Source organism: Paractinoplanes ovalisporus (genome assembly GCF_016834655.1).
Lineage (GTDB): Bacteria > Actinomycetota > Actinomycetes > Mycobacteriales > Micromonosporaceae > Actinoplanes > Actinoplanes ovalisporus.
The window spans coordinates 130,114-144,784 of the sequence record NZ_JAENHP010000010.1 but is presented as its reverse complement, the minus strand read 5'-3'; the positions used below and the strand labels follow the sequence as shown (position 1 = coordinate 144,784).

Sequence of the window (14,671 nt, the reverse complement as noted above, 5' to 3'; positions counted from 1 at the left end):
ACCGCTACGCGGACCGGGCGAGTAGCGCGGAGAGCAGCGCGCCCGGCGTACGGGGATCGTCCAGGGTGACGGCGAAACGACGCCCGTTGCTCTGGTGGACGACCAGGCCGGGCCCGCGGCGCAGCACCAGCGCGGCCCGGCCCGGGGTGACGCGGTAGCCCCAGCCGCCCCATTCGAGCGGCTCGATCTCGGTCGCCTCGACCCCGGTGATCTCGGCCAGGGGGATGGTCTTGAACGGCAGGTTGAGCAGGCCGGCCGTCAGCCGCAGGCCGCGCCGGTCGGCGGTGACCCGCACACGGCCGAAGACCAGCGCGGCCGCCAGCGGCACGACGACGACCGGCCAGATCGGGGCCTGACCGACGGCGGCCACGACCACGACCACAATCGCGGCCACCGCCATCGAGGCCAGCAGCGCCGGGGCGCGCAGGGTGGTGCTCCAGGCGGCGCGCTCGGTCGGCGCCAGGTCGAGCGGGGCGACGGTCTCGGGTGGCGGCTGCACCCCGGCCGGCGACGGCCCGGCCGCCAGCGCGACGACGGCACCCCAGGCCAGCCCGGCCACGAAGTAGAGCAGGCGCCAGCCCAGTCGCGGATCGGCCGGGTTGTCCAGGGTCGCGGTGGCGGTGCACACCCAGATGCCGGCCGTGCTGCCGGCCACCGCCCCGGCCAGGCCCAGCCAGAAGCGCTGCCCGGCTCGCCCGGCGGCCACGATGCCGGCGACGCCGGCCACCACACCGGTGATGAGCATCGCCGCGCCGAAGCCGCTCGACGAGCTGAAGCCGTCGGCCGGTCCGGTGCCGCTCCAGTGCGTGGCCATCCGGCCGGGCAGCCGGTCGGACCAGCTCGCCCACGTGGCCGCGGTGACCGCGGCCGGAAGCCAGGTCAGGACGATCGCGGCCAGAGTCCTCGGTCGGTTCATGGCTGTGCCTCCCTCACTATCGCAAGCATTTCCGCGTCGGCCAGACCCTGCCGGCGCGCCTCGCCGACGAACTGGCGGGCCAGCTCGACCAGCCGCAGACGGGCCGCGTCGGCGTCGGCCCGGATCACCGCGCCCCGGCCGCGCCGCAGCTCGATCAGTTCCTCGTCGCGCAGCTTGGCGTAGGCCCGCAGCACCGTGTGCAGGTTGACGTCGAGCACGTCGGCCAGCTCGCGGGCGGCCGGCAGACGCTCACCCGGCGCGAGATCGCCCCGCAGGATGCCCCCTCGCACCTGCGCGGCGATCTGATCGGCCAGAGGTTCGGCCGCCGCGACGTCCACCCGGAACAACATGTTTGCATTCTACTATAACAATCAAGCGCGGGTCAGAAGCGACCCCCGAGACGGGCGACGAGCAGGTTGGGGTCCTTCTGCGTGGTGTAGGCGGCGCTCGGCACGTACGCATGGCCGCCGTGAACCAGGACGGACGTGGGGTTGGACAGACCGTCGGCCGGGGTCAGCACCGTGGTGGTCGGCCGGCCACCGCCGGCCAGCACCACCTTGTTCTCAGTGACGAGACTGGCCAGGACCTGCTCGCCGTGACCGGTGAAGTCGAAGTCGTCGATGCCGGCCAGCCCCGAGGCGACGGTCGTGAAGACCCCCGACCTGCGGCCGCTCAGCGGCGCACGCAGCAGGGTGCCCCGATCGAGGTTCGAGACGTACAGGTGACCGTCGCGGACCTTGGCCCCGTTGACGCCGAAGAAGCCGGTCGACGCCAGGGCCGCGTCGGTGCTGAAGACCTCGACGCGGCCCCGGGCGGTCACGGCGTAGACGGCGCCCTGGGCCGAGTCGGTCACATAGAGGGTTCCGGTCCGGCTGTCCCGGGCGAGCCCGTTGGGCAGCCCGTCGGCCGGCAGGTCGGCCAGCTTGCGCGGCGTCCGCCCCTCGGTGAACGTCCACACACCGGTCTCCTTCGCCGATCCGGTCGCATAGAGCACATAGAAGGTGCGGCCGTCGCGCACCAGCCCGGTGGTCAGCGGAAAACCGAGCAGCGGAGTCCTGGCGGCCGGGTCAGCCGGCGCGGGCAGGGTGGTCAGAACACGAACCTTCCCGTACGGGTCGATGTGCGCGACCTGCCGCGCTCCGGCGAAGGTGACGTCGACGCCGCAGGGTCGTCCTTCTTCCGAGCGGGACTGCTACAACAGGTCGAGCACCAGGGCCAGCGGCGCCCAGGAGGAGCGGCCGCGCCGGTTCACCGCGTACGCCCGCAGGTGCACCTCCGGCTCGGTGAGGGGCAGCAGGGCGATCCCGTCACGGACGGACATCGCGGCCGGCAACAGAGCCACGCCCAGCCCGGCCACGATCAGGTCCTGGACCAGCTCGAGGCTGTCGCACCGGTGCACCACGCGCGGTTCGCAGCCGTTCATCGCGGCCAGCGTGCGCACCACCTCCTCGTCGGCGGTGTGGCGCGAGTTGACGATCCAGTCGGTCCCCCACGCGTCCGAACGTGTCGTCCCGGTGGGCACGGCGAGCGACCACGGCACGGTCCACAGCGGCCGGGTCTCATAGCGGCTCTCGAACGCGGCCGGCGCGAGGTTGTAGTCGTAGACCAGGGCCAGGTCCACGGCGTCCTTGTCGAGCAGGGCGAAGGCCTCGTACGGCTCGTGCTCGTTGATCAGCAGGCGCACACCCTGATGCCGTACGGAAAGAAGCGCCTGCACCGGAAGCAGCGAGCGACGGATCGCGGTGGCGAAACCGGCGACGCGCAGCGAGCCCGTGGGTTCGGCGCCGGGGTCGAGGTCGAGCCGGGCCGCCTCGACCGCGGCCAGGATGGTGACGCTGTGCTCGGCGAGCCGCCGCCCGGCCGGGGTGAGCCGCACGCGGCGGCCGTCCGGCTCGATCAGCGCGGCGCCCACGTCGCGGGCCAGGATCGCGAGCTGCTGCGAGACGGTCGAGGTGGTGAGGCCCATCTCCTCGGCGACCTCGCGCATCGACCCGAGCCGGGCCAGCTCGACGAGTAACCGCAGCCTGCGCGTCTCCACCCGGTGATTGTTCGGCAATCCCGAACGTTGTGTCCAGCATCGGCACGTGGACGCCGACAATCCGGCGGCGTTGACTGGTCGCATGCCCACCACCACCGCCGTGCGCAGCGGCACCTCGATGGCCGTCGCGGCGATGCTCACGGTCCAGCTCAGCGTCGCCGGCGCGGTCGGGCTCATCGACCGGATCGGCGCTGAGGGCGCGGCCTGGCTGCGGCTGTGCGCCGCCGGGCTGCTGCTGATCGTGCTGGTCCGGCCGCGGCTGCGCAGCTTCGGCGCGGCCAACCTGCGGGCCGCCGCGCTGCTCGGGCTGGCCACGGCCGGGGCGACCGTGCTGTTCATGTCCGCGGTCGGCCGGTTGCCGCTCGGCACGGCCAGCGCGATCGAGTTCCTCGGCCCGCTCGGGGTCGCGGTGCTGCGCGGGCGACGCCGTACGGCCTGGTGGCCGGTGCTGGCCGGCGTCGGCGTGGTGCTGCTGACCGCGCCCTGGCGAGGATCGGTCGACCTGCTCGGCGTGGGATACGCGCTGGGTGCGGCGGTCTGCTGGGGCGCCTACATCGTGCTCACCCAGAAGGTCGGCGACCAGCTGCACGGCCTGCAGGGGCTGGCCGTCTCGATGCCGGTGGCGGCGCTCGCCGCGACCTTCGTCGTCGGCCCGGGCCGGATCAGCGCGATCTCCGGGGCCGACGTCCTGCTCGGCGCCGGCCTGGGTGTGCTGCTGCTGGTCGCGTACGGCCTGGAGATGCTCGCCCTGCGCCGGTTGACCACGGCCGCGTTCGGCACCCTGATGGCGCTGGAGCCGGCGATCGCGCTGCTGATCGGTGCGGCCGCCCTGCACCAGTTCCCCGACGCGGCCGGAGCGGCCGGCATGGTGCTGGTGGTGGCGGCCGGGGTGGGCGCGACCCGGGCCGGTGCCCGTCCGGAGCCCTCGCGTCAGAGGGAGGTCAGTCGCGAAGGTGTGCCGCGTCGGCCGCCGACACGTCCATGCCGTGCGCCTTCAGGGCGGCCCGGCTGAATCCCGGACTGGCCGGCCGGGGCGGGCTGTCCGGGGCGGGCGGGACGTCGACCACGAAGTTCGCGCCACGTGGCTCGTTCGGCTGGTAGCGGATGCCGAGCCCGCTGGCCTGGGCGAGCTGGCGCACCAGATAGAGGCCGAGCCCGGTACCCGACGTGGTGGTGGCGACCCCGCTGTCGGCGCGGGCGAACCGGTCGAACAGGTGCGGCACGAACGACTCCGGCACCCCCTCGCCGTGGTCGGCGACCCGGATCTCGACATGGTCGCGGCGGTTGGCCACGGTCACCACGATCGGCGGCTCGCCGTACTTGACGGCATTGGCCAGCAGGTTGCCCAGGATGAGCTCGAGCAGTTTGCGATCGACCATCCCGCAGATCTGGTCCGGGGCGACCACCGTGACCGGTGTGGCGTCACCGGCCTGGTGGTGGCCGACCGCCGACCGCACCAGGGCGGCCAGATCGAGGCTGGCAGGCCGGGCCCGCATGGCGCCCGCGTCCAGGCGGGCCAGCGTCAGAACGTCGTTGACCAGTTCGCTGGCCCGGTGACCGGCGGCGGTGATCCGCGTGACGTCGTCGTGCTTGTCCTCCGGGGCCGAGACGTCCCAGTCCTCCAGGAGCAGCTCGCCGAGCCCGACAATCTTGGTCAGGGGCTGCTGGACGTCGTGGCTGAGCATGGCGATGAAGTCGGCCAGGTTGGCGTTGGCCTGCTGCAGCTGGTGGGCGCGCTGCCCGAGCTCGCGTTCCAGAGCGTGGCGCTCGGTCATGTCGACGATCTGGGTGGCGAAGAAGGTCGGCTCGTTGTCGTGGTCGCGCAGCAGGGCACTGGTGGTCGAGGCCTCGATGACGTGGCCGTCGGCGTGCACGTACCGCTTCTCCAGGCGGAAGCCGTCGACCCGCCGCTGCAGGCAGGCACGGCCGTTGGACCGGACCGCCTCGATGTCGTCGGGGTGCGTGATGTCGTTGTAGTGGCGGCCGATCAGATCGTCCTCGGTGCGCCCGAACAACTGGCACGCGGCCGGGTTGACGCGCACGAACCGGCCCTGGGTGTCGGTCAGGGTCATGCCGATCGCGGCGTCGTCGAAGACCTTGCGGAACCGTTGTTCGCTGGTGGCCAGGTCCTGACGGCTGCGCCGGGCGCGGACGATGGCCGCGACGACCAGCAACCCCACCGCAGCCGCCCCGAGAAGAGCGGCCCGGCCGGCGATCTCGTTGTCGGCCTGCGCGGCGAACAGCACGTTCTCGCTGACAGTCGCGGACAACCGCCACGGCGTGCCCTTGATGGGGGCGGAGGCGTAACGCCACCATTGCCCGCCGGCCTGATAGCGGCCGTGCTCCTGCTGCTGCACGGCCGCCGCCAAGGGCCGGTTCTCGCCGGCCAGAGTCGGGATCTCGGCGTCCAGCCGGCGGTTGGCGGCGACGATGCTGCCGGTCGAGTCGACCAGTTGGATCTGCGCCCCGGACAGGGACAGGGCGCTGCTCAGATAGGCCGAGAGCGGGCTGTCGCGAACGGCCACCGCGCCGGAGAAGACACGTCGGCCGGACATCGAGTCGAACGGCACCGCGAACGCGACGACCGGCTCGCCGCGCACCGCCGACCGCACGACCGGAGACACGGCCGGCCGGCCCTCCCGCAGGGCGGTGCGCAGATGGGCGTACCGGGAGCTGAGGTCGGTTCCGATCACTGCCGGGTCGGACGGTGTCACCTGCAGCGCGCGTCCACGCGAATCGAGCAGGACCGCGGCCGGATAGCCGAATCCGGCCACGGCCTGGGCGAACTGGGCCCGCCCGACGGTAGCGCCGGTCAGCGACGCGCGCGCCTGCACGCCCTCGCGCGCGATGAGGTCGGCGGTGTAGGTCGTGACGAAGTCCCGCATCAGGGCGACGCGCAACTCGTACCGCTGGGCCGTGGCCTGACGACTGTCGTGCTGCTGCCACAACAGGCCGCTGGCCGCGGCCGCCGCCACCAGCAGCCACACCAGCAACGGCAATACCGCGGATCGCCAGTAGCTCAGCGCGCTGCGCGCAAACCGCATACTCCCCCATCGGCACCGCTCGGCACCGGCTGAGCGCGCGCGGGTCATTCCCGGTCGTATTCAGTCGTGTTCAGGAGCGCAGTGTCTCGCTCGGGCGCCGGCCGAAGGCGCTGCGGTAGCGCACCGAGAACCGGCCCAGGTGGGTGAAGCCCCACCGGTGGGCGATGGTGGCGACCGTGGCGACGGACGGATCGGCGGCCTGCAGGGCGTGGTGCGCCTGCTCGAGCCGCACCCGGAACAGGTAGGCCATCGGGGTGGTGTCCAGGTGACGCCGGAAGCCGGCCTGCAGGGCGCGCACCCCGACCCCGGCCGCGGCGGCGATGTCCTCCAGCGTGATCGGGTCGGCGGCGTGCGCGTCCACATAGGCGACCGCGCGGCGGACGGCGGCGGGGGTGCTCGGCTCGGGACCGGGGACGTAGTTCATGGTCATGGTGGCGTTGGGGAACACCGTCACCGCCGTGGCCGCCGCGGTCTCGATCAGGCTGGTCAGCATCAGCGAGTGGATGCCGGTCTCCCCCGGCGCGGCGAGGATCCGGATCAGGTAGACGATGGTGTCCGCCCAGCGCCGGCCCGCCGCCGCCGAGATCGGTGTCACCGCGTCGAAGCGGAAGCTGTCCGGGCTGACCCCGAGCCGGCCGACGGTGCGGAGCACGGCCTCCATCGGGATCTGGCACACATACTGATCGCTGCGGTCCAGCACCAGATCGAGCGCGGCGCCGGGCGGATAGAGGATGACCTCGCCGGCGGTGGCCTGGCCGGACACGTGCCCGTCGCTCACGGAGTATCGGCCGGAGAGCACGGACGAGGTCAGCAGCGTCGGGAACGGCTCGGTCTGGAAACTCATCCGGGCCAGGTACCGGGGCCGGTCGATGACCAGATCGCCGGCCGAGATCACGCGGGACCGGAACTCGAAGTCGTGGCCGCTGCCGGTCAGTCGCGGCACGTGGTTGACGTAGCGCCGGCTGATCAGGTCGCGCACTTCGTCGAAGTCCCGGGATTCGGTGGAGCCGCGGACGATCGGAACCTCGTACGCGGACATGCAAGCCCCCTTCCGCGCGGCGTCTCCTCCCGCGCGCCGCTTCTCCTCCCGCGCGACCTTACGACGGACGGGCCGCATTGCGAAGTCGGGTAATCCGACCGGTCGATGCCGGCGGATGTCACCGGAAAGAGGCCGCCCGTTTCAACCCGAACGGGTCGCCGGCCGTACTTCCACAGTAGATGCCGAAAGTTTCTGCCTTGCTCCGGAAGTTTTGCCCGCCATCTGCCCGAATGAGGTCACATGCGAAGAAAACCGAGGTCCATTCGCTCGAAGATCGTTCTTGCTCTGCTGGTTCCGGTCGTCGCGCTGACCGGGCTGTGGGTGATCGACGTCAGGGCCTCGCTGGCCGAGGCGACCGCGCTGCGCGACACCTACAACACGCGGGACAACGTGAGCCTGCCCTGCGACCGGATGGTGGCCGCCCTGCAGTCCGAGCGCACCCGGTCGGTGGAGTTCCTGGCCACGCCCGACGGTGACGCCGGCGTCCTGCGCACCGTGCGGGCGGCCACCGACGCCGCGATCGAGCAGTTCCGCCAGCTCTCGCGCCGCTTCCAGGGAAGCGACATCTCGGCCGAGATCACGCGGGCCCGCTTCGCGGACATGGCGGCCGGCCTCTCCTCCCTGACCCGGGTGCGGGCCGGAGTCGACGCCCGGGACGCCACCTCGATCTCGGTGCTCAGCGGTTACACCAGCATCATCCAGACCGCGTTCAGCGTGTCGAACGCGGCCGCCGCCTCCAGCGACCCGCTGGTGGAACGGGTCATGCGCACGACGATCGCCATGCGCCGGGCCGGGGAGCTGCTCCACCAGGAGGACGCCCTGCTGACCGGCGTCACCACGGCCGGGCGCTTCGGCAGCGGCGAATACGCGCAGCTCATCCAGATCATCGGCGCGTTGCGTTTCCAGATCCCCATCGCCGGCACGGCCCTGCCGGGCCCCGATCAGGCACTGTTCAAGAACATGCTCAGCGGTGACGCGTTCACGGCTCTGCGGGCCGCCGAGGACCAGATCATGGATCAGGGCCGGGCCGGTGAGCCGGTGGGAATGAGCCGGGCGACCTGGCGGGCGACGTCGAACCTGGCCGTGAGTCAGTTGTTCGCCTTCATGGCGGACGGCTACGACCACGCCGTCGCGTTCGCCAAGGACGCCCGCGACGGCATCCTGATCCGCTTCGGCGTGTCCGGCCTGCTCGGTCTGATCGCGATCGTGGTGTCGCTGATCATGGCCGTGCGTATCGGCGGCTCGGTCGTCCGGCGGCTGTCGCTGCTCCGGTCCGCGGCGACCAGCCTGGGATCGGTGTCGAAGTGGGAGACGGGCCACGGCGTGGCCGACGCGGCGACGCGCCTGCGCCTCGGCGACGACGAGATCGCGGAGGTGGGCGCCGCCCTGACCGACGTGCACCGCAGCGCGGTGGAGGCGGCCGCCGCGGAAGCGGCCATGCGGTACGACATGAACAAGGTCCTGGTCAACATCGCCCGCCGCAACCAGTCGCTGCTGGACCGCCAGATCGAGGCGCTCGGGCCGGCCGAAGGCGCCGACGCCCGCGCCTACCGCCTGGCCGTCCGGATGCGCCGGCACGCCGAGCACCTGGTGATCCTGGCCGGCTCGGCCCGGAGCCGGCGCGGGCTCGGCGCCGACTCGCTGACCGCCCTGCTCAGCCGGGTGGCGGGCGAGATGGAACAGGCCGAACGCATCGCGATCGAACCGGCGGTGGACGCCGAGGTGCCCGAACACGCCGTCGGTGACCTCGGCCATGTGATCGGTGAGCTGCTGGCGAACGCGGTCACGTTCTCGGCGCCGGACACCTCGGTCCACGTGTCGACCCGGCCCGGTCCGGACGGGATCGTGGTCGAGATCGAGGACCACGGGATCGGGATGTCCGCCACCGCGCTCGAGCAGACGAACCGCCGGCTGGCCGTCCCCCAGGACTTCGACCCGGCCGACAGCGCCCGCCTCGGCCTGTTCGTGGTCGCGACCCTGGCCGCCCAGCACGGCATCCTGGTCACCCTTGGTCCCGCTGATCAGGGAGGCACCCGCGCGACGGTCACCCTCCCCGAGGCGGTGGCGGGCGCAGGCGGCGAGGCGGCACCGCAGACCGCCCCGCCGAAACGCTCGAATCAGTCCCGGCTCGTCGGAATGCTCGCCCGGGCCGGCCACCGATCGGAGCACGTCTGAGCAGAGGACGACGCCGGCCGAACCCGGACAGCCCCCTGGGGTGGCCTCCGGTCGGCGGCCACCCCACGGAAGTGATCGGTCAGCGGTGGGAACGGAGCCAGCCGCGGATGTCGGTGACGACCTGCCGGTCGGGCTCGCCGAACTCCGACCGGAACTTCGGGGTGATGTTCATCGTGTGGGCCATGCCCGGGTAGATGACCACCTTGTGGTCCTTGTTGCCGGCGGCCCCGACGGCGGCGTCGGCCGCCAGCGCGACCCGGGCCGGGGTCTGCAGGTCGTTCTCGCCGTTGAGCAGCAGAGTCGGGCCGGTGAACCGGGGCAGGGCCTCGGTCACGGTCGGGAAGCGGGCGATGTCGGTGACGTAGTCCTTCAGCGTCTCCAGGCCCGGCGTGTCCGGGTAGTTGTCGATGCCGCTGGCCTTGCGCAGCACCGTGCCCGCCTCGGCGTCGATGGCGATCTGCCCGTCGTGGTCGGTGTCGGTGCTCGCCTTGATCCGGGCGCCGTCGAGCAGCACCGACCGGAACTGGTCGGCGAGCTCCTTCGGCTGCCCGATCAGGCCGTCGGTCGCCTCCCGGGCGGTCAGTTCGCCGTCGCCGTCGACGTCGAACTCGTCGTGCATCTGCAGCACCAGACGGCCGTAGATCTGAAGGGTCAGCAGCGTTTTGATGTCGTCGCCGACGACACCCATCGCGATCACGCCGGCCGGCTTCGGGATGCCGTACTTCGCCGGGTCGGAGGCCAGGTTGGCGGCCACGTTCGTGCCTTCGCTGTGGCCGAGCAGGAAGATCTTCGACGGGTCGACCCGCGGCGAGGCGGCCCCGAAGCGGATCACCGACGCGGCGTCGCGCTGGATCAGGTCGTACGGGCGCTTGGGGTTGAGTTGTGCCGGGTCGGTGCTCTCCACCGGTCCGATGCCGGTCACCCCGCGCTTGTTGAACCGCAGCGTCGCGAAACCCTCGCGGCTCGCGGCCTGGGCGAGCGGGATGAACGTGGCGCCCTTGCCCTCGGGCAGCGTCTGGTTCATGTCGTTGTGCCCGCTGCCGTGCAGAAACACCACCAACGGCAGACGACCCCGTACGTGGGTGGGATACGTCAGCTCGGCGTCGGTCACCCAGCCCCGGCCGAAGTCGATCCGCACCTGTTCCCGGGTGATGCCCTGCCAGCCGGACGCCGCCGCCGTGACGACATGCTCCGGGACGGCCGCGTTGGCCGTTCCCACCGCGCCGGCCAGCAGTGCAGCCGCCGTGATCCCGACCGTCAGCCTTCGGAAACTCCTGTTCGCTGTCATGGTTACGACGCTATTTTCCGCGCTCATCAAGATCGATCCCGTCAGCGGTACTCCTGCCGGTACAGCAGGCTGTACCAGCGCCCGGCTAGGGTCGGCGCGTGACGGCGGTCACCGGCTACGCCGCCACCTGCGGGATCGACTTCGTCTGCCTGTTCGCCGACGAGGAGGGCCTCTACCGCCGCCACGGCTTCACGACGGTGGACAACCCGCTGACCTGGGTGAAGATCAACGACCACCACACGATCGGCCTGGCCCGGGCGGTGACGCCGCACGAGATTATGGTGCGCCCGGTGAGCGGCGCGGCCTGGCCGACCGGCGAGATCGACCTGCTCGGCCACGTCTACTGAGGGCTGCTATCCGAAGCGGATCTGCGTGACCGCGGGCACCGCGATCGAACCCGCCGCCGGCCCGGGCACGCCCGTCTCCGCGTCGAGCGGGAACCACGCCAGGGTGCCGGAGCGTTCGTTCGCCACGTACAACCACGTGCCGGTGGCGTCGATCGCCAGGTGCCGCGGCCACACGCCACCGCACGGCGGTGTCGCGACCAGGGTCAGGTGGGCCCCGCCCGCACTGACGGCGAACACCGCGACGGTGTCGGTGCCCCGGTTGCTGACGTAGACGAAACGGCCGTCGGCCGACACGGCGATCTCACCTGGATAGTTGGTGACGCCGGGGCTCAGCACGGTCGAGGTGACCTGGCCGGCGGTCAGGACGCCGTCCGCGTAGGCGCACACGGTCACCGTGGAATTCAGTTCGCCGGCCACATAGGCGTACGCGCCGTCCGGGTGGAAGGCCAGATGCCGGGGGCCGGTGCCGGTCGGCAGGGTCAGGCGCCCGGTCTCGGCCAGCGTCGCGGCGGCCGGATCCAGCCGGTACGTGAACACCGTGTCCACACCCAGGTCGACCGCGAGAACGTGGTCGCCGTCCGGGTCGACGACGACCTGATGGGCGTTCGACGTGCGGCCACCGGTGGACTGCCGCCTGGTGTCGGTGGCCGCACCGACCGTCCCGTCCCCGGCGATCCGGTGGGTGACGACGGCGCCGCCGCCGTACAGCGAGGTGAACAGGAACTGCCCGTTCGGGTGGACGGCCACGTGGGCCGGTCCCGAGCCGGTCGGCTGGGTGTTGAGCAGAGCGGTGTCACTGGTCAGGGCGTTCACGGTGCCGTCGGGTGACACCTCGCTGACCGCGTATAGGTGGCCGGAGCCGGGCGCGATGTCGAGCCACGAGGGCTGGCGGACGGCGGTGGTCCAGAAGTCGATCGCCGGCCGCCCGGTCTGCGGATCGACGCGGCCCCGGGCGATCCCCAGCCCGCCCGAGGCGGTGTAGGTGCCGAGGTGGAAGCGCTGTTCCGGTAGCTCGGTGGCGTCAGCCGTGGCGTTGCGCAACACCGCGGTGCCGGCGGCAACGCCGACCACGGCGGCGCCGCCGAGTCGCAGAAGTCCGCGTCGGGAAGTAGGCATGTCGATCAACATAACCCCGCCGGCCGCACTCGGCCATCGCTAGGCGTCGATGCGCAGGCGTCGGCGGCGGATCATGACCAGCGTGAGTGCGCCCAGGCCCGCGGCGATCAGCAGGCCGCCCAGGAACTTGAACGGCAGCGAACCGCCGCCCTCGTCGCTGACGGCGGCGAGGGCGGGAGGGGTCGTGGGCTCGACCGTGCCCTCGACCGCTGCGAGAGGGCTTGCCGTCACGGCGGATGACGACGGTGTGCGGGTGGGCGTGGCGACCGCGGTCAGGGTGACCAGCGCGTTCACGGCCCCACCGGCGGCGCCGGTCAGGGTCTTCCGCGCGGTGCGGTAGCCGTCCATGGTCGCGACCACCGTGATCGAGCCCGCGGCGATCGGCCGGTCGGCGGTCGACCGGAGCGAGAACCGGCCGCTGCGATCGCTGGTCTTCCGGTATTCGTGCCCGGCGCTGTCCTGGACGGTCAGGGCGGCGCCCCGGATCGCCTTGCCGCCGGAGTCGCGGACGCGGCCGGAGACCCGGGCCACGTCGGTCGCCGGCCGGCCCGCGCCGTGGACATAGACCGTCTTGTGGTCGAAGTAGTTCTGGCCGCCGAGGCGTACGGCGACCGAGATGTTCAGGCCGCTCGTCTCACCGGGCCCGGCCTCGGGCGCGACCAGCCGGGCCTCGAGGTTCCGGCTCTTGCCCGGGCCGAGGCGGGGCTCGGCCCGGCATCCGGTTTCACAGCGCAGGCCGCCCCCGACCACCACGATCGCGGTTTCGGTTGCGCTCCCGGTGTTCGTGACGCGGAACCGCACGCGCACGGTGTCGCCGGGCTTCACGTTCTCCGCCGACACGCTCTGGATGCGGACGGGCGCCGGTGCGGCCGCCACCGGTGCCGCGGGGACCCCGAGGATCGACGCGATCACTACGGCGGCACATAAGCGGGCCTTCACTGGCCACCACCTTTCGACGAAGCCGCCGGACACTATGCCCGGTCGCAGGTGGACCGCGCGACCCGCCCTCTTCCGACGCCGACGCCGGCCGTGACTTGGACACACAGCGACGCCGCTGGTACTAGTGGGGCGTGTTGAGGGCCATCGAATGGGCTGTGCTGGGAATCGGCAGCGTCGCCGCCATCGTCTACGGGGTGCGCCGGCACCGGCCGGCCCGGTGCGGGCCCTGGTTGCTGCTCGCGAGTGCCATCGTGGCGAGCGCCGCCGGCGACGTGCTGACCGCGCTGGACCGGCCCGGCGCGGCCGAGGTCTGCTTCTACGTCATGTTCGTGCCGGTCGCCTGGGGCCTGCTGCAGCTGACCCGGGTCGGTGCGATTCTCGTCGACCGGGCCCGGCTCATCGACCTGCTCGCGCTCGCGTGCTCGGCGCTGCTGCTGGTGTGGGTGTTCGTCCTCGGTGACGCGGCGCGGATCGGCGACATCTCCGGGGCGTACGTCATCGGGGCTCTTCTGCTTCTCGCGGTTGTCGCCCGGGTGCTGGTCGTCGCGGGCCGGAACCTCTCGGCCGCGCTGCTGGTCGTCGGGGCGGTCGGTGTGCTGGTCAGCGACATCGTCCAGCCGCTGTGGCCGGGCCGGCTGAGCGAAACCGGGTTCGTCGTGCTCTACCTGGCCTGGGGCGCCGCCGCGCTGCACCCGTCGATGGTGCGGCTCACCGAGCCCGCGGCGCCGCGGCCGAGCCCGTGGCGGGTGCACTGGGTGGTGCTGCTGGGCGTCTCCGTCGCCACCCCGCCGGTGGTACTGCTGATCGAGGCCGTGCGGGGCGGGGTCGGCGACGGTGTGGTGATCGCCGTGGCCGGTGCCATCACCCTCCTGCTGACGATCACGCGGCTGACCGACTCGGTGACCCTGAACGGTCAGGCCCTCACGCGTGAACGCGGCCTGCGCGAGGCGAGTGCGGCATTGGTCGCCGCCTCGGACACCGCGGCCGTGGACGAGGCCGTCCGAGCCGCGATCCCCCAGCTCATGCCGCCGGAGGCGATCCGCCGCACCGACTTCTCCCTCGACGACCGCCGGCTCACCCGCGAGGCGGGGCCCGGCCACGAGGGCGGCCCGCCGCCCCGCAGCTGGTGGATCGGAGACGCGGACCGTGACTACGCCACTCTGGTCTGTCCGCTGCGGCTGGAGCCGCTCGACGTCGCCCGGCCCAGCGGCGGCGCCCTGATCCTGGAGGGCCGCCGGGACACCCTGACCGCCACCCGCGACACCCTCGAGGTGCTGGCCGCTCAGGCGGCGCTCGCGCTGGAGCGCATCTCGCTGGTGGAGGCGGTCGGCCGCCGTGACAGCGACCTCTATCTGCGCGCGGTGATCCGGAACAGCGCGGACATCATGGTGGTGATCGACGAGGACCAGCGCCTGCGGTACGCCAGTCCGGCGCTGAACGAGTTGCTGGGCACCACCGACCTTCCGCCGCTGGCCACCCTCGGCGACCTGGTCCACCCGGACGACCGCGACCAGCTCAGCCGGGCCTTCGGCGGCTCCGGCGACGGGGTGGTGTTCTGCTCGCTGGTGCGGGCCGACGGCAGCCCGGTGCTGATCGAGGCCACGTACCGCGACCTGCGCGAGGACCGCCTGGTCCAGGGCTTCGTCGTGACGATGCGAAATTTCCCCCAGCGCCATGAGGCGAACGAGCGGCGGCATCATGGCGACAACCGGGACGAGCTGCCGGCCCGGGTGAACCGCCGCAGCGCCCAGCACAAGTTCCGCTACTGA

13 protein-coding genes are annotated in these 14,671 nt (G+C 72.3%); 4 read left to right on the top strand and 9 right to left on the bottom strand.

Annotated features, from left to right (window positions below; all coding sequences use genetic code 11):
- Nucleotides 1-4: 4 nt before the first annotated feature.
- The 4 genes from JIG36_RS28145 to JIG36_RS28130 form a co-directional block, all read right to left on the bottom strand.
- On the bottom strand, nucleotides 5-916 hold the full coding sequence (locus JIG36_RS28145; protein WP_203379419.1) for an SdpI family protein: 912 nt from the start codon (nucleotides 914-916) through the stop codon (nucleotides 5-7).
- On the bottom strand, nucleotides 913-1,266 hold the full coding sequence (locus JIG36_RS28140) for a GntR family transcriptional regulator (protein ID WP_203379418.1): 354 nt from the start codon (nucleotides 1,264-1,266) through the stop codon (nucleotides 913-915). Before JIG36_RS28140 ends, JIG36_RS28145 begins: the two co-directional genes overlap by 4 nt.
- Before the next feature lie 32 nt (nucleotides 1,267-1,298).
- A complete protein-coding gene (locus JIG36_RS28135; protein WP_203379417.1) occupies nucleotides 1,299-1,934 on the bottom strand; it encodes a hypothetical protein in 636 nt (211 codons plus the stop codon).
- A gap of 174 nt (nucleotides 1,935-2,108) precedes the next feature.
- The gene (locus JIG36_RS28130) at nucleotides 2,109-2,954 is read right to left on the bottom strand and encodes a LysR family transcriptional regulator (RefSeq protein ID WP_203379416.1); all 846 of its coding nucleotides are present in this window, start codon (nucleotides 2,952-2,954) and stop codon (nucleotides 2,109-2,111) included.
- A gap of 82 nt (nucleotides 2,955-3,036) precedes the next feature.
- Here JIG36_RS28130 and JIG36_RS28125 point away from each other — a divergent pair, with 82 nt between their 5' ends.
- Nucleotides 3,037-3,966 (top strand): EamA family transporter, encoded by a 930-nt coding sequence (locus tag JIG36_RS28125; RefSeq protein ID WP_203379415.1) that lies wholly within the window; start codon nucleotides 3,037-3,039, stop codon nucleotides 3,964-3,966.
- Here the strand turns inward: JIG36_RS28125 and JIG36_RS28120 are convergent.
- Both JIG36_RS28120 and JIG36_RS28115 read right to left on the bottom strand, forming a co-directional pair.
- Nucleotides 3,896-5,998, bottom strand: coding sequence for a sensor histidine kinase (locus JIG36_RS28120; protein ID WP_203379414.1), 2,103 nt, complete (start codon nucleotides 5,996-5,998; stop codon nucleotides 3,896-3,898). The two genes, JIG36_RS28125 and JIG36_RS28120, sit on opposite strands and share 71 nt — an antisense overlap.
- A 70-nt stretch (nucleotides 5,999-6,068) precedes the next feature.
- Nucleotides 6,069-7,037: an AraC family transcriptional regulator gene (locus JIG36_RS28115; RefSeq protein WP_203379413.1), complete on the bottom strand. Its 969-nt coding sequence runs from the start codon at nucleotides 7,035-7,037 to the stop codon at nucleotides 6,069-6,071.
- 240 nt (nucleotides 7,038-7,277) lie between these two features.
- On the opposite strand from JIG36_RS28115, the gene JIG36_RS28110 reads away from it, so the two are divergent.
- Nucleotides 7,278-9,212 carry a sensor histidine kinase gene (locus tag JIG36_RS28110; protein WP_203379412.1) on the top strand — a complete coding sequence of 645 codons (1,935 nt, stop codon included), beginning with the start codon at nucleotides 7,278-7,280 and terminating at the stop codon, nucleotides 9,210-9,212.
- Between the two features lie 79 nt (nucleotides 9,213-9,291).
- Here JIG36_RS28110 and JIG36_RS28105 read toward each other — a convergent pair whose 3' ends face one another.
- Nucleotides 9,292-10,500 (bottom strand): alpha/beta hydrolase, encoded by a 1,209-nt coding sequence (locus JIG36_RS28105; protein ID WP_203379411.1) that lies wholly within the window; start codon nucleotides 10,498-10,500, stop codon nucleotides 9,292-9,294.
- A gap of 98 nt (nucleotides 10,501-10,598) precedes the next feature.
- On the opposite strand from JIG36_RS28105, the gene JIG36_RS28100 reads away from it, so the two are divergent.
- Nucleotides 10,599-10,847 (top strand): hypothetical protein, encoded by a 249-nt coding sequence (locus tag JIG36_RS28100; protein WP_203379410.1) that lies wholly within the window; start codon nucleotides 10,599-10,601, stop codon nucleotides 10,845-10,847.
- Nucleotides 10,848-10,853: 6 nt separating this feature from the next.
- Here the strand turns inward: JIG36_RS28100 and JIG36_RS28095 are convergent, their stop codons facing one another.
- Nucleotides 10,854-11,963 carry a lactonase family protein gene (locus tag JIG36_RS28095; RefSeq protein WP_203379409.1) on the bottom strand — a complete coding sequence of 370 codons (1,110 nt, stop codon included), beginning with the start codon at nucleotides 11,961-11,963 and terminating at the stop codon, nucleotides 10,854-10,856.
- Between the two features lie 39 nt (nucleotides 11,964-12,002).
- Nucleotides 12,003-12,902: a carboxypeptidase-like regulatory domain-containing protein gene (locus JIG36_RS52285; protein ID WP_203379408.1), complete on the bottom strand. Its 900-nt coding sequence runs from the start codon at nucleotides 12,900-12,902 to the stop codon at nucleotides 12,003-12,005.
- A 131-nt stretch (nucleotides 12,903-13,033) separates the two neighbouring features.
- Between JIG36_RS52285 and JIG36_RS28085 the strand changes: the two genes are divergently transcribed.
- On the top strand, nucleotides 13,034-14,671 hold the full coding sequence (locus tag JIG36_RS28085) for a PAS domain S-box protein (RefSeq protein WP_203379407.1): 1,638 nt from the start codon (nucleotides 13,034-13,036) through the stop codon (nucleotides 14,669-14,671).

Bases quoted from the DNA above. Each gene is read 5' to 3' on its own strand.
- JIG36_RS28095 (WP_203379409.1), bottom strand. From the start codon at position 11,963: ATGCCTACTTCCCGACGCGGACTTCTGCGACTCGGCGGCGCCGCCGTG.
- JIG36_RS28140 (WP_203379418.1), bottom strand. From the start codon at position 1,266: ATGTTGTTCCGGGTGGACGTCGCGGCGGCCGAACCTCTGGCCGATCAG.
- JIG36_RS28120 (WP_203379414.1), bottom strand. From the start codon at position 5,998: ATGCGGTTTGCGCGCAGCGCGCTGAGCTACTGGCGATCCGCGGTATTG.
- JIG36_RS28125 (WP_203379415.1), top strand. From the start codon at position 3,037: ATGCCCACCACCACCGCCGTGCGCAGCGGCACCTCGATGGCCGTCGCG.
- JIG36_RS28145 (WP_203379419.1), bottom strand. From the start codon at position 916: ATGAACCGACCGAGGACTCTGGCCGCGATCGTCCTGACCTGGCTTCCG.
- JIG36_RS28110 (WP_203379412.1), top strand. From the start codon at position 7,278: ATGCGAAGAAAACCGAGGTCCATTCGCTCGAAGATCGTTCTTGCTCTG.
- JIG36_RS28105 (WP_203379411.1), bottom strand. From the start codon at position 10,500: ATGACAGCGAACAGGAGTTTCCGAAGGCTGACGGTCGGGATCACGGCG.
- JIG36_RS28115 (WP_203379413.1), bottom strand. From the start codon at position 7,037: ATGTCCGCGTACGAGGTTCCGATCGTCCGCGGCTCCACCGAATCCCGG.